The following is a 21,863-nucleotide window of genomic DNA, read 5'->3' as shown; positions in this document are numbered from 1 at the left end:
CGAACCTCGACCAGTTGCCCACAGGAGGAGTGTCGGACCTCTTCCATAACATCCCTCACATGAGTGACACTTGGACGGCGATGTACTGCGAAGGCTGGGACGGTGGGAAATCGAGGCCGGTCGGTCTCCTCAACCGTGAGGAAGCACGAAGCAGAAACGAGATGGGCCATCCCTACTCGGTGCTGATCGTCGACGACGACCGTCCGCAATTCATCCTCGACATCGCCTGGCGGCAGAACTACCTGGCCCGATGGACGTTCGATGACCATGGACGACGCAGCACCCGGGCGGTCTACGTCCGGTTGGGTAGCGGCTCGCTCTTCGAGCGGAAACTCACCGAATGGCAGTACGACGACGGTGAACCAGACGGGACGCCATCTGTCCCTCGCACAACCTTCAAGCGGCAGTTCAATGGGCTTACCCAGATCTACCACCGCTCCCGAGGAGGTGGAGGCAGGCACACTTCAAAGCAAGAGCCGTTCGAACAGTTCGTCCGCCCAACTGTGTCCTTCGAACGCTGGGGCGCCGTGCTGGGAGGTGCAGACTCGCTGCCCCTCACCTTCGGCACGCCAATCCAGCACCTTCCCTTCGACGAGCACGCGAAACGACCCTGGAACCCACCAATGCCTCTCCAAGCCCCCTACCTCGACCAACTGCTGGTCGAGGGGGCCGGCGTCGTCCACGAAGATTCCGGCTCACGCATGCGGGTCCGACATGAATACCTGGGTCTTCTCGGCCTTCCCACAGGGAAGCTGGTCGCGTGTGATCCGACCTGGCTCAAGAGGCTCGAACCCTTCACCGTATCCGTCGAGCCCGCCGACTACCCCGTCGTGGAGATCCAAATCCACGACGAAACGGGCGACCACTGGGCCGGCGCCGGGTACCTGCTCAGGATCTCCGACCAGCCGACCTCGACCTGGGAGATGGCTCTCCGCCCAGGGCAGGACATGAGCCTTCTCGAAGAGGGCCACTTCTACGGCTTCGGAGTCGACGCAGGTCTGGGCTGCCTCATGGACGACGCCGCCCAAGAGCCACTCATCGCACATTTCGACGGCGACCTTTACCAGCTGCACGACGAATTGCCGCTCCGCGAAGAGTTCGCGATCCCCGGAACCGACCACAATCTCTATGCCTACAGCTGCTACTACGGGGACGGCTCCTACCCGACCTGGATCGGCCGAGACGACACCGGAGCCGTGACCTGTTTCCTCAGTGACATGCTCATCATCGACAACGGCCGACCCCGAGACGACGAAGACAGCTTCGAACAGGACTGGTAACGAGAACACCGGACCCGGCAGGACAACATGCCGGGTCCGGATAGGAAATTCCGTGCGCGAGGTGGGACTTGAACCCACACGTCCGAGGACACAGGAACCTAAATCCTGCGCGTCTGCCAATTCCGCCACTCGCGCGTGCGCGATGCCGGCCGGCCGGAGGGTCGGCCGCCGTTCGCGCGGGGCACGTGGTCCGCCGGGGATGGGGGCCGGTCGGGTCGCGTGCCGACGCTCTCATTTGAGCAGCAACTAGTGTGTCACACGCCTGTACGCTGCCGTAGGCTGGTGGGGATGACTCGACCTGACAAGCGCGCGGCCGACGAGCTGCGCCCCGTGAAGTTCACCCGCTCCTGGACCGACCACCCGGAAGGGTCGGTGCTGGTCGAATTCGGTCGCACCCGCGTGCTCTGCACGGCGTCGGTGACGCCGGGCGTCCCCCGCTGGCGGCGCGGTTCGGGCGAGGGGTGGGTGACCGCCGAGTACTCGATGCTGCCGCGTTCCACGCACTCGCGATCCGACCGCGAGTCCATCCGCGGCAAGATCGGCGGCCGGACGCACGAGATCTCGCGCCTCATCGGCCGGAGCCTTCGCGCCTGCGTCGACTTCAAGGCCCTCGGCGAGAACACGATCACCCTCGACTGCGACGTCCTCCAGGCCGACGGCGGGACCCGCACCGCGTCGATCACCGGCGCCTACGTCGCCCTCCACGACGCCGTCGACTGGCTCAAGGAGCAGAAGCTCGCCCGCAAGCCCGACAAGGTCCTCACCACCTCTGTCTCGGCGATCAGCGTCGGCGTCGTGAACGGCGTCCCGGTCCTCGACCTCCCCTACGAGGAGGACGTCGCCGCCTCGGTCGACATGAACGTCGTGTGCACCGGCGAAGGCGACTTCGTCGAGGTGCAGGGCACCGGCGAGGAGGCGGTCTTCAACCGCACCGAGCTGGACCAGCTCCTGGACCTGGCCCTCAAGGGCTGCAAGGAGCTCGCCGGCCTCCAGGCCCGGACCCTCCTGAGCCCATGAGGGTGCTCCTGGCGACCCGCAACGCGGGCAAGGTCGACGAGCTGCGCCAGATCCTGGCCGAAGCCGCCCCCCACGTCGAACTCGTCGGACTCGACGCGGTCGACGCGTACCCCGAGACCCCCGAGACCGAGCTGACCTTCGCTGGCAACGCCCTCCTGAAGGCCCGCGACGGCGTCAAGCACACCGGCCTCCCCACCATCGCCGACGACTCCGGTCTCGCCGTGGACGCCCTCAACGGCATGCCCGGCGTGCTCTCCGCCCGCTGGGCCGGCGCCAAGAAGGACGACGCCGCGAACAACGCCCTGCTCCTCGACCAGCTCTCGGACGTCGCCGACGACCAGCGCACGGCCCGGTTCGTCTGCGCCGCCGCGATCGTCTGGCCCGACGGGCGCGAACTCGTCGTCCACGGCGAGATGCCCGGCCGCGTCATCCGCGAACCCCGCGGCGCCAACGGCTTCGGCTACGACCCGCTGTTCGTCCCCGACGGCCACGACCGCACCAGCGCCGAGCTGACCGCCGCCGAGAAGAACGCCATCTCGCACCGCGGGAAGGCATTCCGTGAGCTTGCGAGCGGGATCAAGTAGCACGGTCGCGAGCTTGCGAGCGGGATCAAGTAGCACGGTCGCGAGCTTGCGAGCGGGATCGGGTAGCACCGTCGCGAGCCTGCGAGCGGGATCGGGTAGCGCAGCCGGGAGCTTGCGAGCGGAACTCAGCCGCACGACCGCGATCAGGATCAAGTAGCGGTCCCGAGCTTGCGAGCGTAGCGGGACGGTCACTTGCGCCGTCCGCGCGCCCCTTCCCAGCGGCCGCGATTGGTTTCAGAGGCGGCCGGAGGCCGCCTCTCTCATTGCCCGCGGAGGATCTCGAGTGCCTTGTCCGCGTGGGCGTTCATGTTGAGCTCGCTCTTGACGACGCCGATGATCTTGCGGCCTTCGCCGATGACGAAGGACTTGCGCCTGGTCGCGACGACGGCGATCTTGCGGCGGACGCCGAACTGCTCGGCGACGGCGCCGTCCGGGTCGGACAGGAGCGGGTAGCCCAGGGAGTGCTTGCCGGCGAACTGCGCCTGGCGCTCGACGGCGTCGCGCGAGATGCCGACCGGGGTAGCGCCGAGGGCCTTGAACTCGGCGACGAGGTCACGGAAGTGGCACGCCTCGGCGGTGCAGCCTGCTGACATGGCGAGCGGGTAGAAGAACAGCACCACAGGCCCGTCCGCGACGAGGTCGTCGAGGCTGCGCGGCGCTCCCGTCTCGTCGGGGAGCGTGAATGCCGGGGCGATGTCTCCGATGTCCATGACGCCCAGTCTATCCGCGCCCGGGCGCGGAGTCCCTGGCCGAACGCTACGAGGGGGGCCGATTGCATTCCGCCCCACAAGATAGATACACTTGAATGTAGCAATTCGCGTCAGCAGCAGTCCACAAGATCGCGCAGGCTCGCAGGGCCAGGTTGGGAGCGCTCCATGTCCGGCAGAGGAGTAACTCCATGTCCACCACCGCCACGGCGGCTCTCGGCGGCAGACGCCGCCGCATCGCCGTCGTCATGTCGATGGTCCTGGCCGCCGTCGCGGCCATGACGATTTCGACGCTGTTCACTGAATCCGAGGCAGAGGCCCACGGCGCCACGGTGTTCCCGGGGTCGCGCCAGTACCTGTGCTACTTCGACGCGGTCAGCGCCAACGGCGCACTCGACCCGTACAACGAGGCGTGCCAGGCCGCGTTCGACCAGGGAGGCCCGACCCCGTTCTACAACTGGTTCGGCAACCTCGACTCCAACGGCGCGGGCCGGACCGTCGGGTACGTCCCCGACGGGCAGATCTGCGACGGCGGCGGCCGCGGCCCGTACGACTTCTCGGCGTTCAACGACCCGGGCAACTGGCCCAAGACCCACGTGACCGCCGGCGACACCGTCCAGTGGCGCTACAACAACTGGGCCCACCACCCCGGCCGGTTCGACCTGTACATCACCAAGAACGGGTGGGACCCGAACCAGCCGATCGCGTGGGACGACCTCGAGAAGTTCCACACCTTCACCAACCCGGCCTCCAACGGCGGGCCCGGCAGCAACGACCACTACTACTACGGGAACCTGACGCTCCCGCAGAAGTCCGGTTACCACGTGGTCTTCACGCACTGGGTGCGCTCGGACTCCACCGAGAACTTCTACGCCTGCTCCGACGTCGTCTTCGACGGCGGCAACGGCGAGATCTCCGGGATCCGCCCCGGCGCCGACCTCCCGGGCAACGACGGCGGCGTCGTCGACCCGCCGACGAGCGACGACCCCACCGACGACCCGACCAGCGACGACCCGACGGGCAACCCGACCGGCGCCTGCTCGGCGACGGCCTCCATCTCGTCCTGGAACGGCGGCGCGACGGTCAACGTCACGGTGAAGAACAACGGCACCACGCCGGTGAGCAACTGGATGATCCACTGGATGTGGCCCCCGAACTCGGGGATCACGATCAGGGACAGCTGGAGCTCGACGATCTCCGTGATGGGCGACATGCAGATGGCCGGACCGGCCGCCTGGAACGGCACCATCAACGCGAACGGCACGGCCACCTTCGGCTTCAACGTCACGGGCAACCTGACGACGATGCCGACCATGGACTGCATCCCCGGGTGACGCCCCGGTGATCGGTCAGGCGGCGCCGACCCGACCGAAACCTGAATAATCGTCGAAAAATCGCCGCTTCCGCTCCTCCCTCCGGGAACCCGCTGGAATACTCGAACCCAGCAGGTCTTCCGGGGGGAGGAACCATGTCAGCAGCCGCAGCGGCCCCCATGAGAGCCGCGTCAGAGCCGATGACCGCGTCCACGCGGGCCGGCGCCGTCATCCAGCACTACATCTCCAGCCAGGTCGACGCGCTCAACCGCGCGATCGCCGCCGCCGAACGCCACGCTCCGGGCTCCGCCGCCGAGGTCCGCGGCGTCATCCACCGCCTGCGCACCGCCATCCGCGGATACGCGCACCTGTTCACCGAGACCCCGCACGGCGGCCCGCAGCTCGACCAGCTCCTGGCGTCCCTCAAGCACACCGAGGACCTCGAACGCCTCGAGGTGCACTTCGCCGACCGCTTCGAACAGCTCGGCCTCACCGCCGCGGAGTACCCGAAATGGTATGCGGCCCTCGATCGCGAGGTCGAGGAGTCGTATGAGCAGATCGAGCGGGTCCACTCCCAGGCGTGGGTCGCCGTCCTGCTCGAGCAGGTCCGGCTGTTCGCCGAGCACGCCCGGTTCACCCGCGACGGCGACAAGCCCGCGTCCTCGCTCATGGACGTCCTCTCGAAGTCGAGGCTCCACCTGCTCGACACCTACGCGAAGCTGAGCCAGGCCACGGACCTCGTCGCGGCCCGGGACGCGACCCGCACCGCGGCCCGCGAGACGCACCTCCTCGCCGAGGCCGCCGCGCCCGCACTCGGCCGCGCCGCCGAGGAGATCATCGAGCCGGTGTCCGCTCTCGGCCATCTCCTCGTCGAGTACCGGCAGACCATCGTGGCCCGCAACTGGCTCCTGCGACTCCCCGGAGCCGACCGCGCCGACCGGCTCACCGCGAGCCTCGCCGACCTCGAGAAGGAGCACTTGCGCCAGCTCGGCGAGCAGATCGACGCCGCGATCACCGAGATGTCGGAGCGCTGGCGGTAGCTCTGGGACGACCGCGGCGGGCGCCAGTCGGGCGCCCGCCGCGGTCTGCGGGCCGGAACCGGCCCTGTCGCATTCCTACTGTGCGCGGAGCACCGACGCGAGGTTGTCGAGGCCGATCGGGCCCAGGTTCAGCGCCGCGGTGTGCCATGCCTTCAGGTCGAAGGCGGAGCCGGCGGCGGCCTTCGCCTCGTCGCGGGCGCCGATCCAGGCGCGCTCGCCGAGCTTGTAGCAGATCGCCTGGCCCGGCCAGCCCGCGTAGCGGACGATCTCCGGGTGGGCGCGGTGCTCGGCGATGCGGCCGCGACCGGTGAGCACGTCGAGGGCCACGTCGAAGTTCCACCGGTCGCCGTGGCGCTTCGCCTCGGCGGCCGGGAGCGGCAGGTCGAGGTGCCAGCCGATGTCGATGACGACGCGGGCGGCGCGCAGCGCCGAGCCCTTCAGCATGCCCAGGCGCGTGCCGGGCTCGGTGAACCAGCCGAGGTCGTCGGAGAGCCGCTCGGCGTACAGGGCCCAGCCCTCGGCGTGGCCGGAGACCGAGCCGAAGACCTTGGAGAACCGCGAGATACCGTCGCCGGCGACCTTCGCCTGCCCGATCTGGAGGTGGTGGCCGGGGACGCCCTCGTGGAACACCGTGGTCAGCTCGGCCCAGGTGCGGAACCGCTCCCGGTCGGCGACGGGCCACCAGGTGCGGCCCGGCCGCGTCAGGTCCTCGCTGGGGCCGGTGTAGTACGCCGACCCGGCCGAGGAGCCGTGCACCAGCTGCACGTCGAGGTTCATCAGCAGCGGGTCGATGTCGAAGTGGACGCCGTTGAGCGCTTCGAGCGCGCCCTGGTGCTTCGCCTCGAGCCACGCGAGGTACTCCTCGGAGGTCTCGACGGCCTGTGTCGCGTCGAGGTGCGCGATGACCTCGGCGAGCCCGGCGCCGGGGAGGATCCGCGCGGCCTCGGCCTCCATCTCGTCCTCGATGCGGTGCAGCTCGTCCCACGCCCACGCGTACGCGTCGTGCGGGTCGAGCACCGCGCCGAGCGAGGCCCTGGCGGCGAGCTGGTACCGCTCCGCGCCGACGCCGTCGCCCGGGGCGGCGTGCGGGGCGTACGTGTGCTCGAGGTAGTCGGCGGCGGCCGCGAACGCGGCGTACGCGGCCTCGGCGGCCTCGCGGAGGTCCCCGGCCTGCGGGCCGTCGCCGTAGGTCTTGAGGTGCTTGTCGAACACGCGGGACTCGACGTTGCGGCGGGCCTGCTTGGCGCCTTCGACGGCCTGGCGGACCGCGACGGTGGTGCCCGCGTCGATGCCGGCGTTCATGGTCTGGCGCCAGGTCGCGAGCATCTCGGGGATCGCCCGCATGCGCGCGACGTTGAGCCGCCAGTCGTTCTCGGTCGCGCGCGGCGCGATGTCGATGTAGCCGACCAGGCTCTGGAGCAGGCCGTACGGGACCCGCAGGGCCCGGCGCCACTCACCGGTCTCGTGCTTGTCGATGAAGACCTGGAGCCGCTCGGCCATGTGCATCCGGGCGAGGTCGTCGGCGGGCCCGGTCGACTCCAGGGCGTTCAGGCGGGCGAGGGTGTCGCGGTAGAGCTTCGCGCGCTCGGCCTCGGCGTCGGGGCCGAAGTCGGTGGCGACGCCGAAGTCGCCCTTGATGCCGACGGAGCCGGCGAACATGGGGTCGAGCTGCGCGTACGAGGTGATGTACTCGTCGGCGAGAGCGAAAATCGGTGAGGTCATGCCGGTTAGCTTACCGCCCGGCTAGGAAGGATTCGTTTCAAGATCCTGCCTCACTTCGCCCGCGTGGACACCGCCACCGCGCCGACGAGCGCGGCCAGCAGCAGCAGCGACAGCACCTCGAACGGCAGCACCCACTCGGCGAAGACCGCCTCCCCCATGGCCGCCGCGTCGCCCGGGCCGCGCACGTCGGCCTCGGTCCAGCCGAACGCCCCGACCATGACGGCCCCGAGCCCGAGCCCGACCCCGCCGGCGACGACCGCCCCGGGCCAGCGCGACCGGTCGAGGTCGTCCGACGGGTCGGTGGGCGCCTTGGTGAGCATGGTCGCGAACAGCAGGAGCACCACGATCGCGCCGACGTAGACGAGGACGAGCACCCACGCGAGGAACTCGGCGGCGAGCACGAGCGCGGCCCCGGCGATCCCGGCGAACGCGACGGCGAGCCACAGCCCGGCCCGGACGATCCGGTCGGTGGTGACCACCGCGAGGGCGGCGCCGAGCGCCAGGAGGCCGAACGCGGCGAGCAGTACGTCCGCGAGGGTCACGAGTCCTCCTCGGACCGCTCTCCCGGGGGCAGTGCGCCCGGGGGCACGTGCCCCAGCCACTCCCCCAGGTGCTCCTTGTCGTGGAGCAGGTCCCGGATGTCGCCTTCGGCGTACGCGAAGTCGGGGGCCCAGAAGAGGGCGTCGAACGGGCAGACGTCGACGCAGATCCCGCAGTACATGCACAGTGAGAAGTCGATGTCGAAGCGGTCGAGGACGTTGACCTGGCGGGGCCGGGCGGCGCCTTCGGCTTCGACGGTCTCCTTGTGCGAGTCGATGTAGATGCACCAGTCGGGGCATTCGCGGGCGCAGAGCATGCACGAGGTGCAGTTGCCCTCGTGGAGGGCGATGACGCCGCGGGTGCGCTCGGGCAGATCGGGTTCGCGCTCGGGGTACTGGCGGGTGACGGCGCGGCGCGTGGCGGTACGCGCGGTCGCGGCGAGACCGCTGACCAGACCGCTTCCGGGAACCCTCATGTCCTCATCGTGGCAGATGCCACCGCGGTTTTCCAGCCCCGACGGGCGCTTCGCCCGGTCGCCTGTCCGGTTCCCGACTCCCCTGGGCCCCGCGGGTTCCGTCGATCGCGCCTGCACCGCCGGCGGCAGCCGTTACCGTGAGCACTTGACACGTCGCGAACGCCGGGGCGGTCCCGGTGTCGATCGGGGAGGAACCGTGCCCATACGAATGCTCATCCGGGGGGTGGTCGCGGCGATCGCGCTCGGTGCCGCGGTCGCGCTGTCCGCCGCCCCGGCGAACGCGGCCGTCACCGTCACGCTCTCGCCGACGGCGGGCCTGATCGGCACCCCGGTGGACGTGCTCGCGGCGAACTGCGCCGAGGACGCGACCGGCGAGGTCGAGGGGACCGCGGTCGGTTTCGACCTGCTGCAGCGCAACAACAACGCGGCCGGGACGTTCACCGTCACCGACGAGTTGGAGCCGGGCACGTACACGGTGGCGGTCACCTGCGGCGGCGACACGGCGTCGGCGAAGTTCATCGTGACGTCGGGTGCGGCCCCGGCGACCGGCGGCGGCGCGGCCGCCTCGGACGCGGCGACGGTCGTCCTCTGGTCGGGTGCGGCGCTCGTCCTGGCCGCTGCGGCGGGCATGTGGCTGCTGAAGCGCCGCGGCGCGACCGCCTGAACGGACGCGGGCCCCACCGGCCGGAGCCGGCGTTCCGGCCGGTGGCCACCGCTGCGCTCGCGTTCGTTCTCGCCGGGGGCCTGGGTCTCATGCTCGGAAGCGTCACCCCGGTCCCCTCGCTGCACTGGCCCGAGTTCCGCAACCCGTTCGCCGGCGACCCGTTCGCGGTCGCCGATCCGGCGGGCGGCGACTGGCTCGACCGGTCCGAGCCGGTCCGGGTCGACATCGACCGCCTCGGCGTCCACGCCCCGCTCACCCCGCTCGGCCTGGACTCGGACGGGGACTTCGAGGTCCCGTCGATGCGGCGCCCGCACGAGGCCGGCTGGTTCGAGCCGGGCCCGACCCCGGGCGAGTTCGGCCCGGCGGTCCTGCTGGGCCATGTGGACACCGCGCGCGGCCCGGCCGTCTTCTTCGCGGTGGAGCGCCTCGAGGAGGGCGACGCGATCGAGGTGACGCGCGAGGACGGCATCGTCGTGGTCTACGAGGTCGCGGCCGTCGAGTCGTTCCCGAAGGGGCGCCTGCCCTATGAGGAGGTCTTCGGGGTCGGGCCCGAGCCGGGACTGCGGCTGATCACCTGCGGCGGCGTGTTTGACCGCGGGACCGGCGACTACACCGAGAACACGGTGGTCTTCGCCGACTACGCGGGCCGGCGGCGGGCCACCGGGGCGGACCTCGCGCGCCCGCTGAACGGTCGGGACGCGTTCGGCGGCTGAGCGGTTCCGCCGGCGGATGTCGGACCCCGCCGGTAGCGTTCCGGCATGGCTTTGAAGATCGCGAACATCACCGTGAACACCGAGCGCCCGAAGGAGCTGGCCCAGTGGTGGGCCGCCGCCCTGGACGGCGAGGTCACCGCCGACTGGGGCCAGTACGTCTTCATCAGCGCGGGCGAGGGCCCCGGCATGGGCTTCCAGTACGTGGAGAACCCCGCCCCGGGCCGGGTCCACATGGACATCGTGACGGACGACGTGCCCGGCGCGGTCGCGCGCCTGGTCGCGGACGGCGCGAAGCACGTCGCGGACCGCGGGGTCGACGACCTCACGTGGACGACCCTGGCCGACCCGGACGGCAACGAGTTCTGCGTGTTCGCGGGCCACTGACCCCGGGACCGCTACTTGCGCTTGGCGATCGCCCTGGCGTCGCTCTCGATGCCGGGGCTGAGCTGGTCGCCGTCCCAGGCGGGCGTCCACGCCGTCCCGGTTCCCGCCGGCTCGGTGAACGTCGCGACCGGCGACGGCTCCCTGCCGAACCCTTCGTCGTAGCGGATCCGGTGCAGGGCATGGTCGGCGGTCGAGCGCTCGACCAGGAACCGGACCCAGGTGCGCATGCCGATGCCGCGGGTGAACTCCCCGAGGTAGATCCATTCGCCCTCATCCATCCCGGCGCCCCCGCGGCGGAAACCGGAGGTCGCGGACGGTGATCGCGGCCCAGGCGGGGACCTGATCTCGGGATAGGGTCAGAGCTGCCATGAGAGCGCGCCTCTCTTGGTTGAGGCGGCCCGCCGGCATCTCCGCCGAGACATCCCGGTGGGCCGCCGCCTGTGCGACCTATGCGGTTGTGCCGGTGGAAGACTGCTCATGCGGCCCGCTCCTTCGGTCGTAGCCTCCGAAGGAGCGGGCCGCGGCCGCCCGGCGGCTGCGCCGACCGGTCCTCCACCGTGACCGGGCGGCCTGCGAGTCAGCAACGCCCGCGAACGGCCCGCTTCAAGCCTGCGGCCTCACTGGCCGTGACATAGACCATACATGCCACCCCAAACCCATGCAAGTTGCACCACACTCGATCGAGTGAGCGAGATTTGCTTGCCCATACCTAGCGTGGAATACTCTGCGCATGTACGAGCTTCGCAGCCCCACGGTCAAGCGACGCCGGATCGCCAAGGAGCTGGCCACCCTCCGCGAGCGGGCGGGCCTGACCCGGGCCGCCGCGGCGAAAGCGCTCGACATGAGCCCGGGCAACCTCGGCCGCATCGAGAACCGCGAGATCACCGCCCGTCCCGTCGTCGTCCGGGCCGCCCTCGCCCTGTACGGCGTCACCGGCGACGACGCCGAAGCCCTCGTCGAACTCGCCCGCGGCGCAACCGAACGCGGCTGGTGGCAGAACTACGGCGACGTCCTCCCCGACTGGTTCGGGTTCTACGTCGGACTCGAGGAGGAGGCCGCCTCGATCGCCACCTACGAGTCGGAGATCGTCCCCGGCCTGTTCCAGACCGCCGACTACGCCCGCGAGATCTTCCGTCTGACCACTCAGGACAGCGACATCGAACCGAAGGTCGCCGCCCGCCTGCGCCGCCAGGAGATCCTCACCCGCGCCGACCCGGTCGAGGTCACCGCCGTCCTCAACGAGGCCGTGCTCCTGCGGCCCGTCGGCACCGCCGCGCAGTTCCGCGCCCAGCTCGAGCACTTGGCCGGGCTGTTCGAGCTGCCGAACGTCTCCATCCAGGTCCTGCCGTTCGCCGCCGGCGGCCACGCCGCGATGACCGGCCCGTTCATGGTCATCAAGTTCCCCGACGCCCTCGACGAGCCGATCGTCTACCTCGACAACTTCACCCGCGGACAGGTTCTGGAGGAACCCGAGCACTTCACCGCCTACCAGGACGTTCACTCCAGACTTCGCAAGCTCTCCCTTTCCCCCGAGGAGTCACTGGACCGCATCCGCGTGCTGATCAGTACCATCGGCTGAGAATCAACCGAGGAAGATTTGAGGGTGCTGACATGATTCCTTCACTTCAATGGCGCAAATCCAGCCGCAGCGGCACAGGCAACTGCGTCGAGGTCGCGTGCGTCCACGATGCGCCGTGGCGCAAGTCCAGCCGGAGCGGTGGGAACGGCAACTGCATCGAGGTCGCCCCGGTGGCCTCCACGGTCGCGGTCCGGGACTCGAAGCTGCCCACCGAGGGCGACTTCCCGCACCTCCTTGTGGACACCGCGACCTGGACCGGCCTGATCGCCGCCATCAAGACCGGCGAGATCGCCTTACCAGCCCGTACAGCGAACACAGGGCCGCCCGTCCGGGCGGCCCTGTTTCTCGTCTCCGGACGTCAGGACACGACGCGTTCGAACGCGGCCTTGGTCTCCGCGAGCACCTCGGCGCCCGGCCGGGCCCACAGCGCGTCGTTGAACAGCTCGACCTCGATCGGGCCGGTGAAGCCCGCCGCGTCGACCTCGGCGAGGTACCGCTTGAAGTCGATGCAGCCGTCGCCGAGCTGGCCGCGCCCGGTGAGGACGCCCGCCGGGAGCGGCGTGACCCAGTCGGCGAACTGGAACGACGCGATGCGGCCTTCCCGGCCGGCGCGCGCGATCCCTTGCCACACCTGGGGGTCCCACCAGATGTGGTAGGTGTCGACCACGACGCCGACCTGCTCGGCCGGGAACGGCGCGGCCAGGTCGAGCGCCTCGCCGATGGTCGTCACGACGCACCGGTCGCTCGCGAACATCGGGTGCAGCGGCTCGATCGCCAGCGTCACGCCCCGCTCCCCCGCGTACGGCGCAAGGACCGACAGGGCCTCCTGGACGCCTTCGCGGGCGCCGTCGATGGTGCCGCCCGCCGGGATCCCGCCCGACACGAGCACGAGCGCGGGCGCACCGAGCGCGGCCGCCTCGTCGATCGCCCTCCGGTTGTCGTCGATCGCGGCCGGCGTCGGGTCGGTGAAGAAGCCGCCCCGGCACAGGCTCGTCACCGCCACGCCCGCGTCCTGCACGAGCTTCGCGCTCGCCTCGAGTCCCATCTCCTGCACCGGTTCGCGCCACAGCCCGATCCCGACGCCGGCGCGCGCGCACGCCTCGACGGCTTCGCGCTGGTCCCAGAACTTCGCGGTCGCATGGTTGAACGAGAAGCGGTCCGCGGCCCTCATGCGAGCGTCCTCGGCGGCTGGCCCGCGGTCTTGAGCAGGGCGTTGAACCGGTCGATGGCGAGGTTCTCGTCGGGGAAGAGCCGCACTTCGAGCGCGAGGTCGACGATCTGCCCGAAGTGCTCGATCGACCGGGCCGACTCGAGGCCCCCGACCATCTTGAAGTGGTCCTGGTAGCCCGAGAGCCACGCCAGGAACACCACGCCGGTCTTGTAGTTGAACGTCGGCGCCTCGAACACCTTGCGCGCCAGCGGCACCGTCGGGTCGAGGATCGCGTGGAACCCGGCCACGTCGCCGTCGTCGAGGCGCTTGGCCGCCTGCGAGGCCAGCGGCGCCAGCGGGTCGAAGATCCCCAGCAGCGCGTCGGAGTAGCCGAACTCGTCGCCGGCGATGAGGCGCGGGTAGTTGAAGTCGTCGCCGGTGTAGCAGCGGACCCCTTCAGGGAGCCTGCGGCGTAGGGCGATCTCGGCCTCGGCGTCGAGCAGGCTCATCTTGATGCCGTCCACCTTGGAGGCGTTCTCAGCGATGATCTCGACGAACGTGTCGGCGGCCTCCTCGAGGTCCGACGAGCCCCAGTAGCCCTCGAGCGCCGGGTCGAACATCGGACCGAGCCAGTGCAGGATCGCCTTGCCGCTGACCTCGCCGAGGAGTTCGGCGTACAGCGCCTTGTACTCGTCGGGGCCCTTCGCGCTCGCGGCGAGCGCGCGCGAGCACATGAGGATCGTTCCCGCGCCCGCGTCCTCGACGACGGCGAGCTGCTCCAGGTAGGTCGCGCGGATCTCGTCGAGCGTCGCGGGGCCGGCGCCGAGCTGGTCCGTGCCGACGCCGCACGCGAGCAGGTCGTCCGGCCCGGCGGCCTCGGCCGAGCGGCGGATGAGCTGCTTGGTGGCCTCCCAGTCGAGGCCCATGCCGCGCTGGGCGGTGTCCATGGCGTCGGCGACCCCGAGGCCGAGGTCCCACAGGTGGCGGCGGAACGCGATGGTGGCATCCCAGTCGACCGCGGCCGGGCGCCCGGGGCCGTTGTCCGCGAGGGGGTCGGCGACGACGTGCGCGGCGGAGTAGATGACGCGTGAGGTGAACTCCCGGCTCACAGGACCAGCTCCTCGAGTTCGATGCGGCGGCCCTCGCGGGCCGACCGGTAGCCGGCCTCGGCGAGCTGGACGCCGCGGGCGGCGGCCATGAAGTCATGGTGCCACGGCTCGTCGTCCACCACGTGGCGGAGGAACTCCTCCCACTGCAGCTTGAAGCCGTTGTCGAACACCTCGTTGTCGGGGACCTCGTGCCACTGCTGCCGGAACGGGATCGGCTGGTCGATGTCGGGGTTCCAGACCGGCTTGGGGGTGTGGGCGCGGTGCTGGGCGCGGGCCTTGCGGAGCCCGGCGATGGCCGAGCCCTCGACGCCGTCGACGTGGAACTCGACGAGCTCCTCGCGGTCGACGCGGGTGGCCCAGGAGGAGTTCATCTGGACGACGGTGCCGTCCTGGAGTTCGAAGATCGCGTACGCGGCGTCGTCGGCGGTCGCCGCGTACGGCCGGCCCTGCTCGTCGAAGCGCTCGGGGATGTGGGTGACGACGTTCGCGATGACCGAGGTGATCGGGGACCCGAACGTGCCTTCGAGCAGGTAGGACCAGTGGGGGAACATGTCCAGGACCATGCCGCCGCCGTCTTCGGCGCGGTAGTTCCACGAGGGGCGCTGGGCCTCCTGCCAGTCGCCTTCGAAGACCCAGTAGCCGAACTCGCCGCGCACGGACAGGACCCGGCCGAAGAAGCCGGAGTCGACGAGGCGCTTGAGCTTGCGCAGGCCGGGCAGGTAGAGCTTGTCGGCGACCGCGCCGTTCTTGACGCCGGCGTCGCGGGCGGTCCGGGCGAGGGCGAGCGCGTCCTCGAGGTTGGTCGCGATGGGCTTCTCGGTGTACACGTGCTTGCCGGCCTTGATGGCGGCGTTGACGGCGGCGAGGCGGTGCTGGGTGGTGAGCGCGTCGAAGTAGACGTCGATCGACTCGTCGCCCAGGGCCTCGTCGAGGCTGGTCGTGTACTTGTCGAGGCCGTGGCGCTCGGCGACCGCGGCGAGCTTGTCGGCGCTGCGGCCGACCAGGGTCAGCTCGGGCCAGATGACGCTGCCGTCGGCGCGCTCGACGCCGCCCTGCGCGCGGATGGCCAGGAGCGAGCGCACGAGGTGCTGGCGGTAGCCCATGCGCCCGGTCACCCCGTTGAGGGCGATGCCGACGGTGATTCTCTCTGCCATAGGGATCTGCTCCAGGTGATTAGGCAAGCGCTTTCATACAGTCTTGTGAAGCATACAGCACACGCGCACTGGTTTGAAAGCGGTTCCTAAACAGATTTACACACGTGAATGCGTCCCGTCCAGCGTCCGGACAGCACGAGACCCCGGCCGCCCGGGCCGGGGTCCGCTCGCGTGCCTAGAGGTACTGCTCGCTGATGTCGGTGACCTCTTCGGCCGGGGCCCAGATCTGGTACACCCCGTTGTCGTACGGCTCCAGGCCCAGCGAGCGGGCCACGTCGGAGCGCCCGCCGCTGTACTCGAGCCGGTACCACTCGCCGGAGGCGCCGAGCAGCAGGAACGGCTGCCCGCGCCAGGTGCAGACGGTGCGCACGTAGAAGAAGTCCTCGAGCTCGCCGATCGGCACGCCGCGGCGGTACCGCCCCTCGGCGACCTGCACGAACCCGTCGCCGCCGGTGGGCGAGTAGAGCCGCACGTGGGCGCCGTCGGGGCTGGAGTCGTATTCGGCGCCCTTCCAGCGGGCGATGTAGCCGTCGCGCATCAGGCGTCCTTCCAATCGCTCGTGCGGTGGTCGAGGACGGACGCGGCCCGGTCCTCGGGGTTGGGCCGCACCAGGTCGTAGTGGCCGTCGGCGTCGCCCCAGGCGTCGCCGAGCGCGCTGTCGTACCCGAACGCCTCGCCCATCGGTCCGGCCGGCGGGGGCCCGTCGGCCGGCGGCGCGGGCGGCAGCGCCGGCGTGGAGGGCGCCTCGATCGCGGCCGGGCCGCCGTAGGCGCCGTCGACCGGCGTCCACTCGCGGGTGTCCGAGTCGTACACGGCGATCTCGGCGACCTCGCCGCGCGAGTCGATCCGGAGGATCTTCGCGCCGTGCGGGAGGCGCACCGAGTGGACCTTGTGCTCGGGGATCCGCTCGTCGGGGGACTCCGACGGCGCGAAGCCGTCCCCGCGGAACGGTCCGGGCTCGACGACGGTGCCGCCGCGGGCCTCGGCGCTCGGGAAGTCGTTCCCGCCGATCGCGGCCGGGTACAGGTCGGTGCGGTACCCGATCCAGCGGAGCACGTGCACCGAGTCGTCGGTGGGGCTGAAGTCCTCGCTGGAGCGGATGAGCCCGAGCGCGAGGTAGAGCTGCGCGGGCGTGCGCAGGTGGTCGACGGCCTCGGCCGGGTGGACGAAGCCGCCGACCCGGTCGTAGCCGCGTTCGAGGTAGAACGACACCTGGTGGTGCGGGATGGTCTTCTGCCACAGGATCGGCTGCACGCGGTGCGCGGGCGAGGCCGCCCGCGCGGCGGCGGCGTGGCGCTTCTCCATCTCGCGGGCGAACACGAGCAGGTCCTTGGCCTCGGCCCACTTCAGGAGCGGCTCGATCTCGGGACCGGACATGTTCGCGCCGACCTCGGTGCCGGGGTTGACGTAGAGCGCGTAGTCCGGGGACGGCCAGTGCTGGATGAGCCAGCCGAACGGGACGGTCGTGTGCGGGGTGTCCTCGCCGGCGCGCGCGGCCATCCGGGCCTCGGTGGTGTACACCGTGATCCCGATGTTCCCGTCGACGACGTCGTCTGCCCAGCGGAACGCCGGGTCGCCCACGCGGATGTGCGCGGCGGCCGGGTCGCCGACCGGGAGGACGACGCTGGCGCAGAGCAGCGTCTGGAGGAACCCGGCGGTGTCGCCGCGGGACGCGGCCTCGGCCAGGAGCGGCTCGGCCTCCTCGCCGGTGAGCTCCACCGGCTGGGGCGCGGACCTGACCGGCTCGGGCTCGGCCCCGCCGGTGGGCCGGCGCCCGAACGCGCTCGACATGGACGCGAACGCCTCGGCCGTGCGCGGGGGCTCCTCCTGCGCCGGCGGCGTGCCGAACGCGTCGCCGGACGTGTAGCCGCCCGGGTCGGCCACCGGGCCCGGCTCGCGGGTCGGGAGCACCATCGGGTCGGACTGCTGCTCGCGCAGCCAGTCCGGGGCGTCGGGCCACTGGTCCTGCGGGGACGGCCAGTTCGGCTCGGCCGGGAAGGCCGCCGCGCCCGGCTGCGACCCGAAGCCCTGCGGCTGCGAGTCGTGGGCCTGCGGCGGAGTGCCGTATCCCTGCGGCTGCGACTGGTGCCGCGGCTGGGACCCGAAGCCCTGCGGCTGCGAACCGAACCCCTGCGACTGGGATCCGAGGCCCCGCTGGGGCGTGAAGCCCTGCGGCGGCTGGAACGACTGCTCGGGCTGGTACGACTGCGCCGGCGGCTGCGACTGGAACTGGTCGCCGAAGCCCTGCGGCTCGGCGTCCTCGCGCGGCGGCTGGCGCAGCGGCAGGCCCGCGGGGGTCGTCCCGGCGACGGTCGACGACGAGCCGTTGAGGGACGAGCTGTTGAGGGACGACGAGCCGTTGAGGTCCGAGGACCGGCGCGGCGCGGGCGGGACGTCGGGGACCGGCGGCGGCGGGGGCATGAAGCTCTCCCGCTGCGGGGGCGCGGACTGCGCCATCGGGTTCGCGAACGGGTCGGACTGGCCCTCGGCGAACGGGTCGCTGCGGGTCGCCGACGCGAAGCGGTCGTCCTGGTACGGCTCCGCGGGCGCCGGGTCGGCCGGCACGGTCGTCATGCCCTGCGCGACCTGCAGCACGAACCACGCCGGCAGGTAGCCCTCGATCGGGAGGCCCGGGTTGACCGCGAGCCACCACTCCTCGTCGGGCCACGCCTCGGCGAGCGACTGGAACGTCACCCGGCGCGACGATCCGGCGTTGTCCCGAAGGCAGATCTGCAGCGCCGACTCCGACGTGAACGCGAGGATATGAGTGCGGTCGTCCGTGGTCCACGTGGCCCACGTGTCCGCCCCCGTGCCGTTCACGCCCTCATAGGACAGTGGGAGCACGAGTTCGATCTGCGCCAGGATGCGGAAGTATCCGTCCTGGTCCTCGGCTCGCAGCGCTTCTCGGAGGCGGTGCTCGATCTCGTTACTGGGTTCCCACATCGATCCCACTCAGCCCTTCCCCCCTACCGGTCTTGGATGGGGCGGTGTCGAGCGAACGCGGCGTCCCCTCGCGATGGTCACCGTAACGCGAGGGCGTTGTCAAGCTTCGTTCAGTAGGCTGACAATAACGAAATCATAAAGGAGAACGCGTGTCGTTCCCACACTGCGGACCTGTCGCTGTGTAACGATCCCGCTCTTATGGGGAACCGCGCTGCTCGATTCATGATGGCCTGCGTCTGCTCGACGCTGTTGGCGCTCTTGCTGTCCGCGCCCGGCCAGGCCGCCGCGCCGGTCCCGTGGCACGTGTCCGCGGCCGGGGCGCCTCGGGCCTGGCCGGTCGCCTCCGGCGAGGGGGTCGTCGTCGCGGTGATCGACTCCGGGGTCGACGCCGACCACCCGGACCTCCGCGGAGCCGTGCTCCCCGGCCGCAGCTACGTCGACCCCGACTCGGGCGCCGAGCCGCGCCTGCTCGCCGTCGGCGCCGAGGAGGGCCCGGTCTACGAGCGGGCGTTCGGACAGGCCGACCCGGTCGGCCACGGCACGGCCGTGGCGAGCCTCATCGCCGGCCGCCCCGGCGGCGGCCATCCCGGCATGGCCCCGGAGGCCCAGATCCTCCCGATCCGCGTCCTCGACGACGACAACCGGTACCACGATTCGGCGATGGTCGGCGCGGCCGTCCGCTGGGCCGTCGACAACGGCGCCGACGTCGTCAATCTCTCACTCGGCGGCCAGTACGACTCCGCGCCGTTCGCCGAGGCGATCGCCTACGCCGAGCACCACGACGTGGTCGTGGTGGCCTGCACGGGCAACCGGAGCCGCGACGGTGCGCAGGGCAGCGAAGATGAAGAGGTGTGGTTCCCCGCCCGCATGGACGAGGTCCTTGCGGTCACCGGCACCGACCGGGACGGCGAGCGGTGGCGCACCGCGGTCGCCGGCGAGGGCACCGACCTCGCCGCACCGGGCGCGGAGCTGACCGCGGCCGACGCCCGCGGCGGCCACAAGACCGTGACCGGCACCTCGTTCGCGTCGGCGCTCGTCTCGGGCGCGGCGGCCCTGGTCCGCTCCGCGCACCCGGACTGGTCCGCCGACCAGGTCCGGCGGGCCCTGGTCTCGACCGCCTCCCCGGGGGGCGGGGACCTCGGGGCCGGGATCGTCGACGCCGGCGCGGCCGTGGCCGCCGACATCGCGCCGACCGAGGCGGCCGAACCGGTGCCGGCCGCCTGGAGCGCCGCGGCGACCGCGGCCGGCGGCGGCCTGATCGGCGTCACCGCCCTGCTCATGCGCGGCCGCAGGCGCGCCGCCGCGCAACCGTGGCGATGACGTGCGAACCGGGCCCGCGGACCCCCGCTCCTGGCGGCGCCGCGACCGGCCCGAGGCGCTCCGCGGCCGAGGCGGCCGGACCGGCCGGTCCGCGTACCATGGCGGGGTGAACGCCGCCGACGCCCGCAGGATCAATTGATGGCTCGCAAGTCCCGCCGAGACGGCACCGAGAGCGACCTCGCCAAGAAGCGCCGGGCCCGCCGGATCAACCGGCTCCTCGCCGCGGCCCACCCCGACGCCCACTGCGAACTCGACTACGGGAACCCGCTCGAACTGGCCGTCGCCACGATCCTCTCCGCGCAGTGCACCGACGTCCGCGTCAACCTCACCACTCCCGCGCTGTTCGCGAAGTACCGCGACGCCGGCGACTACGCCGAGGCGAATCCCGAGGACGTCGAGGAGATCATCCGGCCCACCGGCTTCTACCGCAACAAGGCCCGATCGATCATCGGCCTCGGCAAGGCCCTCGTCGCCGACCACGACGGCAGGCTCCCCGAGGACATGGACGCGCTCGTGAAGCTCCCGGGCATCGGCCGCAAGACCGCGAACGTCATCCGCGGCAACGCGTTCGGCGTCCCCGGCATCACCGTCGACACCCACATGATCCGGATCACGAACCGGCTCGGGCTCACCGACGGCAAAGACCCGGTCAAGCTCGAGTTCCAGCTCCAGCGGCTCATCGAGCCGCGCGAGTGGACCATGTTCTCCCACCGGATCATCTTCCACGGCCGCCGCGTCTGCATCGCCCGCAAGCCTGCGTGCGGCGCCTGCACGCTCGCCCCGCTCTGCCCCTCGTTCGGCGAGGGCCCGACCGACCCGGCCGAGGCCGCGAAACTCCTCAAGGGCGACAACGTCGAGGAGCTGATCCGCCTGGCGGCCGCCGCCGGCGGCGGCCGGGACGGGCTCGGCGAGCCGGCGGTGGGCGCATGAGGCGGCTCCTGGCGGCGCTGCCGCTCCTGGCCCTGGCGGCCTGCTCGGGCCAGTCGACGGACGCCCAGACCCCGCGCGACGCCGGCGAACCGACCTGGTCGGTCCCGTGCACCGCCGGCTCCACCCCGATCGAAGGCGTCGGCGGCCTCGAACTCGACTGCCTCGGCGACGGCGCCGCGACCGCCGTCGGCACCACCGGGAAGCCCCTCGTCGTCGTCCTGTGGGCGAGCTGGTGCGTCCCCTGCCAGGCCGAGGCCCCCGAGATCGAGGCGTTCCACACCGCCCACGGCGACCAGGTCGACGTCCTCGGCGTCGACACCGCCGACACCGACGACCGCGGCCGCTGGTTCGCCGACGACTTCGGCATGACCTTCCCCTCCGTGGCCGACCCCGACGAGGCGGTCCGGACCGGCCTCGGCGTCCCGGCCCTCCCCGGGATCGCGCTCGTCGCACCGGACGGCGCCGTCGAGCGGCTCATCGTCGAACCCGGCGTCACCACCGAGAGCCTGACCGAGGCCGCCGAGGCCGCGTTCGGTCTGGAGCTCGCGTGAACGGCGACCGGCCGGCCTGGTGGGGCCCGCTCCTGAAGGCGGCCGCCGAAGCGGAGGGCCCGATGGCCGAACGCGTCGTCAGCGGCCACCTCCTCCCGTACGCCGAAGAGGACGCCCGGACCGCGGCCGTCCTGGTCCTGTTGTGCGACACCGAATCCGGCCCGTCGGTCCTGCTCCAGCAGCGGGCCGCGACCCTGCGCCACCACCCCGGCGAGGTCGCGTTCCCCGGCGGCGCCACCGAACCCGGCGACGCCGACGCGCCCGCCACCGCCCTGCGCGAGGCCGCCGAGGAACTCGCGGTCGACCCGGGCTCGGTCGCGGTCGGCGCGACCCTCCCGCCCCTGTGGATCCCGGTGTCCGGCTTCGCGGTCACGCCGGTGCTCGCCCTGTGGACGCGCCCGCACACGGTCGCCCCGCAGGCCGCCTCCGAAGTCGCCGCCGCGCACCAGGTCCCGCTGCCGGTCCTCGCCGACCCCGCCTCGCGCGGCACCGTCGACTACCCGTCCGGGCGCAGCGGCCCGGGCTTCGAAGTCGCCGGCGTACCCCTGATTTGGGGCTTCACCGCCGGGGTACTGTCTTGGCTACTGGACCTGGGCGGCTGGTCCCGCCCCTGGGACCGCGGCCGCACGATGAAACTCGAAGGGCGCTAAGGAAGACGCGGACGGCGCCGGCGGCTCTCGACCGATTG

At 71.5% G+C, this 21,863-nt stretch carries 23 protein-coding genes, 1 tRNA gene and 1 pseudogene; 14 read left to right on the top strand and 11 right to left on the bottom strand.

The features are described 5' to 3' along the window. Positions 1 to 59 precede the first annotated feature (59 nt). On the top strand, positions 60 to 1,280 hold the full coding sequence (locus tag GFD30_RS06515; RefSeq protein WP_153024379.1) for a DUF4241 domain-containing protein: 1,221 nt from the start codon (positions 60 to 62) through the stop codon (positions 1,278 to 1,280). 53 nt (positions 1,281 to 1,333) lie between these two features. Here GFD30_RS06515 and GFD30_RS06510 read toward each other — a convergent pair. Then, positions 1,334 to 1,415: transfer RNA gene (locus GFD30_RS06510), tRNA-Leu, on the bottom strand. A 153-nt stretch (positions 1,416 to 1,568) separates the two neighbouring features. On the opposite strand from GFD30_RS06510, the gene rph reads away from it, so the two are divergent. Further along, on the top strand, positions 1,569 to 2,297 hold the full coding sequence (rph, locus tag GFD30_RS06505) for a ribonuclease PH (protein WP_153024378.1): 729 nt from the start codon (positions 1,569 to 1,571) through the stop codon (positions 2,295 to 2,297). Beyond that, the gene (rdgB, locus tag GFD30_RS06500; RefSeq protein WP_153024377.1) at positions 2,294 to 2,881 is read left to right on the top strand and encodes an RdgB/HAM1 family non-canonical purine NTP pyrophosphatase; all 588 of its coding nucleotides are present in this window, start codon (positions 2,294 to 2,296) and stop codon (positions 2,879 to 2,881) included. The genes rph and rdgB overlap by 4 nt, the downstream gene beginning before the upstream one ends. Before the next feature lie 260 nt (positions 2,882 to 3,141). Here the strand turns inward: rdgB and GFD30_RS06495 are convergent, their stop codons facing one another. Continuing rightward, positions 3,142 to 3,591 (bottom strand): peroxiredoxin, encoded by a 450-nt coding sequence (locus GFD30_RS06495; protein ID WP_153024376.1) that lies wholly within the window; start codon positions 3,589 to 3,591, stop codon positions 3,142 to 3,144. A 188-nt stretch (positions 3,592 to 3,779) separates the two neighbouring features. On the opposite strand from GFD30_RS06495, the gene GFD30_RS06490 reads away from it, so the two are divergent. Together GFD30_RS06490 and GFD30_RS06485 are read left to right on the top strand one after the other, a co-directional pair. Next, positions 3,780 to 4,922 carry a lytic polysaccharide monooxygenase auxiliary activity family 9 protein gene (locus GFD30_RS06490; RefSeq protein WP_153024375.1) on the top strand — a complete coding sequence of 381 codons (1,143 nt, stop codon included), beginning with the start codon at positions 3,780 to 3,782 and terminating at the stop codon, positions 4,920 to 4,922. 134 nt (positions 4,923 to 5,056) lie between these two features. After that, on the top strand, positions 5,057 to 5,941 hold the full coding sequence (locus GFD30_RS06485) for a CHAD domain-containing protein (protein ID WP_153024374.1): 885 nt from the start codon (positions 5,057 to 5,059) through the stop codon (positions 5,939 to 5,941). A gap of 75 nt (positions 5,942 to 6,016) precedes the next feature. Here the strand turns inward: GFD30_RS06485 and GFD30_RS06480 are convergent, their stop codons facing one another. The 3 genes from GFD30_RS06480 to GFD30_RS06470 are packed head-to-tail and all read right to left on the bottom strand — an operon-like array spanning position 6,017 to position 8,678. Further along, the gene (locus tag GFD30_RS06480) at positions 6,017 to 7,663 is read right to left on the bottom strand and encodes a DUF885 domain-containing protein (protein ID WP_153024373.1); all 1,647 of its coding nucleotides are present in this window, start codon (positions 7,661 to 7,663) and stop codon (positions 6,017 to 6,019) included. Between the two features lie 50 nt (positions 7,664 to 7,713). Then, positions 7,714 to 8,205: an NADH-quinone oxidoreductase subunit J family protein gene (locus GFD30_RS06475; protein WP_322633007.1), complete on the bottom strand. Its 492-nt coding sequence runs from the start codon at positions 8,203 to 8,205 to the stop codon at positions 7,714 to 7,716. Further along, positions 8,202 to 8,678 (bottom strand): 4Fe-4S binding protein, encoded by a 477-nt coding sequence (locus GFD30_RS06470; RefSeq protein WP_153024372.1) that lies wholly within the window; start codon positions 8,676 to 8,678, stop codon positions 8,202 to 8,204. The genes GFD30_RS06475 and GFD30_RS06470 overlap by 4 nt, the downstream gene beginning before the upstream one ends. Before the next feature lie 196 nt (positions 8,679 to 8,874). Here GFD30_RS06470 and GFD30_RS06465 point away from each other — a divergent pair, with 196 nt between their 5' ends. From GFD30_RS06465 to GFD30_RS06455, 3 genes are read left to right on the top strand one after another with little or no spacing between them, the layout of a single operon-like run. Next, the gene (locus GFD30_RS06465; RefSeq protein WP_153024371.1) at positions 8,875 to 9,342 is read left to right on the top strand and encodes a hypothetical protein; all 468 of its coding nucleotides are present in this window, start codon (positions 8,875 to 8,877) and stop codon (positions 9,340 to 9,342) included. 41 nt (positions 9,343 to 9,383) lie between these two features. After that, the gene (locus GFD30_RS06460; RefSeq protein ID WP_153024370.1) at positions 9,384 to 10,055 is read left to right on the top strand and encodes a class F sortase; all 672 of its coding nucleotides are present in this window, start codon (positions 9,384 to 9,386) and stop codon (positions 10,053 to 10,055) included. 45 nt (positions 10,056 to 10,100) lie between these two features. Further along, a complete protein-coding gene (locus GFD30_RS06455; RefSeq protein ID WP_153024369.1) occupies positions 10,101 to 10,439 on the top strand; it encodes a VOC family protein in 339 nt (112 codons plus the stop codon). 11 nt (positions 10,440 to 10,450) lie between these two features. Here the strand turns inward: GFD30_RS06455 and GFD30_RS06450 are convergent, their stop codons facing one another. After that, entirely contained in the window at positions 10,451 to 10,717 is a 267-nt protein-coding gene (locus GFD30_RS06450; protein WP_153024368.1) for a hypothetical protein, read from the bottom strand. Between the two features lie 452 nt (positions 10,718 to 11,169). On the opposite strand from GFD30_RS06450, the gene GFD30_RS06445 reads away from it, so the two are divergent. Both GFD30_RS06445 and GFD30_RS06440 read left to right on the top strand, forming a co-directional pair. Beyond that, positions 11,170 to 12,018, top strand: a complete 849-nt coding sequence (locus GFD30_RS06445; protein WP_153024367.1) for a helix-turn-helix domain-containing protein — start codon at positions 11,170 to 11,172, stop codon at positions 12,016 to 12,018. 32 nt (positions 12,019 to 12,050) lie between these two features. Beyond that, a pseudogene (locus tag GFD30_RS06440) lies at positions 12,051 to 12,284 on the top strand (DUF397 domain-containing protein); the annotation flags it as partial. A 92-nt stretch (positions 12,285 to 12,376) separates the two neighbouring features. Here the strand turns inward: GFD30_RS06440 and GFD30_RS06435 are convergent. The 5 genes from GFD30_RS06435 to GFD30_RS06415 form a co-directional block, all read right to left on the bottom strand. Beyond that, entirely contained in the window at positions 12,377 to 13,189 is an 813-nt protein-coding gene (locus GFD30_RS06435) for a sugar phosphate isomerase/epimerase family protein (RefSeq protein WP_153024366.1), read from the bottom strand. Beyond that, on the bottom strand, positions 13,186 to 14,277 hold the full coding sequence (locus GFD30_RS06430) for a dihydrodipicolinate synthase family protein (protein ID WP_322633006.1): 1,092 nt from the start codon (positions 14,275 to 14,277) through the stop codon (positions 13,186 to 13,188). The genes GFD30_RS06435 and GFD30_RS06430 overlap by 4 nt, the downstream gene beginning before the upstream one ends. Then, on the bottom strand, positions 14,274 to 15,431 hold the full coding sequence (locus tag GFD30_RS06425; protein WP_153024365.1) for a Gfo/Idh/MocA family protein: 1,158 nt from the start codon (positions 15,429 to 15,431) through the stop codon (positions 14,274 to 14,276). The genes GFD30_RS06430 and GFD30_RS06425 overlap by 4 nt, the downstream gene beginning before the upstream one ends. A 175-nt stretch (positions 15,432 to 15,606) precedes the next feature. Beyond that, positions 15,607 to 15,972 (bottom strand): hypothetical protein, encoded by a 366-nt coding sequence (locus GFD30_RS06420; protein ID WP_153024465.1) that lies wholly within the window; start codon positions 15,970 to 15,972, stop codon positions 15,607 to 15,609. Further along, positions 15,969 to 18,374 carry an SseB family protein gene (locus GFD30_RS06415; protein WP_153024364.1) on the bottom strand — a complete coding sequence of 802 codons (2,406 nt, stop codon included), beginning with the start codon at positions 18,372 to 18,374 and terminating at the stop codon, positions 15,969 to 15,971. The genes GFD30_RS06420 and GFD30_RS06415 overlap by 4 nt, the downstream gene beginning before the upstream one ends. A 198-nt stretch (positions 18,375 to 18,572) precedes the next feature. Between GFD30_RS06415 and GFD30_RS06410 the strand changes: the two genes are divergently transcribed. The 4 genes from GFD30_RS06410 (at position 18,573) to GFD30_RS06395 (ending at position 21,825) form a co-directional block, all read left to right on the top strand. After that, positions 18,573 to 19,694, top strand: a complete 1,122-nt coding sequence (locus GFD30_RS06410) for a S8 family serine peptidase (protein ID WP_153024363.1) — start codon at positions 18,573 to 18,575, stop codon at positions 19,692 to 19,694. A 138-nt stretch (positions 19,695 to 19,832) separates the two neighbouring features. Continuing rightward, entirely contained in the window at positions 19,833 to 20,624 is a 792-nt protein-coding gene (gene nth, locus GFD30_RS06405) for an endonuclease III (RefSeq protein ID WP_153024362.1), read from the top strand. After that, the gene (locus GFD30_RS06400) at positions 20,621 to 21,175 is read left to right on the top strand and encodes a TlpA family protein disulfide reductase (RefSeq protein WP_153024361.1); all 555 of its coding nucleotides are present in this window, start codon (positions 20,621 to 20,623) and stop codon (positions 21,173 to 21,175) included. Before nth ends, GFD30_RS06400 begins: the two co-directional genes overlap by 4 nt. Beyond that, a complete protein-coding gene (locus GFD30_RS06395; protein ID WP_322633005.1) occupies positions 21,172 to 21,825 on the top strand; it encodes an NUDIX hydrolase in 654 nt (217 codons plus the stop codon). Before GFD30_RS06400 ends, GFD30_RS06395 begins: the two co-directional genes overlap by 4 nt. Positions 21,826 to 21,863: the final 38 nt, after the last annotated feature.

It is taken from the genome of Glycomyces albidus (assembly GCF_009451885.1).
GTDB classification, from domain to species: Bacteria; Actinomycetota; Actinomycetes; order Mycobacteriales; family Micromonosporaceae; genus Glycomyces; species Glycomyces albidus.
The sequence above is the reverse complement of the archived record's forward strand: the minus strand, read 5'-3'. Positions and strand labels throughout refer to the sequence as shown.

What these genes read in the sequence shown, in the direction of transcription:
- GFD30_RS06515 (WP_153024379.1), top strand. Translation starts at nt 60, where the DNA reads ATGAGTGACACTTGGACGGCGATGTACTGCGAAGGCTGGGACGGTGGG.
- rph (WP_153024378.1), top strand. Translation starts at nt 1,569, where the DNA reads ATGACTCGACCTGACAAGCGCGCGGCCGACGAGCTGCGCCCCGTGAAG.
- rdgB (WP_153024377.1), top strand. Translation starts at nt 2,294, where the DNA reads ATGAGGGTGCTCCTGGCGACCCGCAACGCGGGCAAGGTCGACGAGCTG.
- GFD30_RS06495 (WP_153024376.1), bottom strand. Translation starts at nt 3,591, where the DNA reads ATGGACATCGGAGACATCGCCCCGGCATTCACGCTCCCCGACGAGACG.
- GFD30_RS06490 (WP_153024375.1), top strand. Translation starts at nt 3,780, where the DNA reads ATGTCCACCACCGCCACGGCGGCTCTCGGCGGCAGACGCCGCCGCATC.
- GFD30_RS06485 (WP_153024374.1), top strand. Translation starts at nt 5,057, where the DNA reads ATGTCAGCAGCCGCAGCGGCCCCCATGAGAGCCGCGTCAGAGCCGATG.
- GFD30_RS06480 (WP_153024373.1), bottom strand. Translation starts at nt 7,663, where the DNA reads ATGACCTCACCGATTTTCGCTCTCGCCGACGAGTACATCACCTCGTAC.
- GFD30_RS06470 (WP_153024372.1), bottom strand. Translation starts at nt 8,678, where the DNA reads ATGAGGGTTCCCGGAAGCGGTCTGGTCAGCGGTCTCGCCGCGACCGCG.
- GFD30_RS06455 (WP_153024369.1), top strand. Translation starts at nt 10,101, where the DNA reads ATGGCTTTGAAGATCGCGAACATCACCGTGAACACCGAGCGCCCGAAG.
- GFD30_RS06450 (WP_153024368.1), bottom strand. Translation starts at nt 10,717, where the DNA reads ATGGATGAGGGCGAATGGATCTACCTCGGGGAGTTCACCCGCGGCATC.
- GFD30_RS06445 (WP_153024367.1), top strand. Translation starts at nt 11,170, where the DNA reads ATGTACGAGCTTCGCAGCCCCACGGTCAAGCGACGCCGGATCGCCAAG.
- GFD30_RS06435 (WP_153024366.1), bottom strand. Translation starts at nt 13,189, where the DNA reads ATGAGGGCCGCGGACCGCTTCTCGTTCAACCATGCGACCGCGAAGTTC.
- GFD30_RS06425 (WP_153024365.1), bottom strand. Translation starts at nt 15,431, where the DNA reads ATGGCAGAGAGAATCACCGTCGGCATCGCCCTCAACGGGGTGACCGGG.
- GFD30_RS06415 (WP_153024364.1), bottom strand. Translation starts at nt 18,374, where the DNA reads ATGTGGGAACCCAGTAACGAGATCGAGCACCGCCTCCGAGAAGCGCTG.
- GFD30_RS06410 (WP_153024363.1), top strand. Translation starts at nt 18,573, where the DNA reads ATGGGGAACCGCGCTGCTCGATTCATGATGGCCTGCGTCTGCTCGACG.
- nth (WP_153024362.1), top strand. Translation starts at nt 19,833, where the DNA reads ATGGCTCGCAAGTCCCGCCGAGACGGCACCGAGAGCGACCTCGCCAAG.
- GFD30_RS06400 (WP_153024361.1), top strand. Translation starts at nt 20,621, where the DNA reads ATGAGGCGGCTCCTGGCGGCGCTGCCGCTCCTGGCCCTGGCGGCCTGC.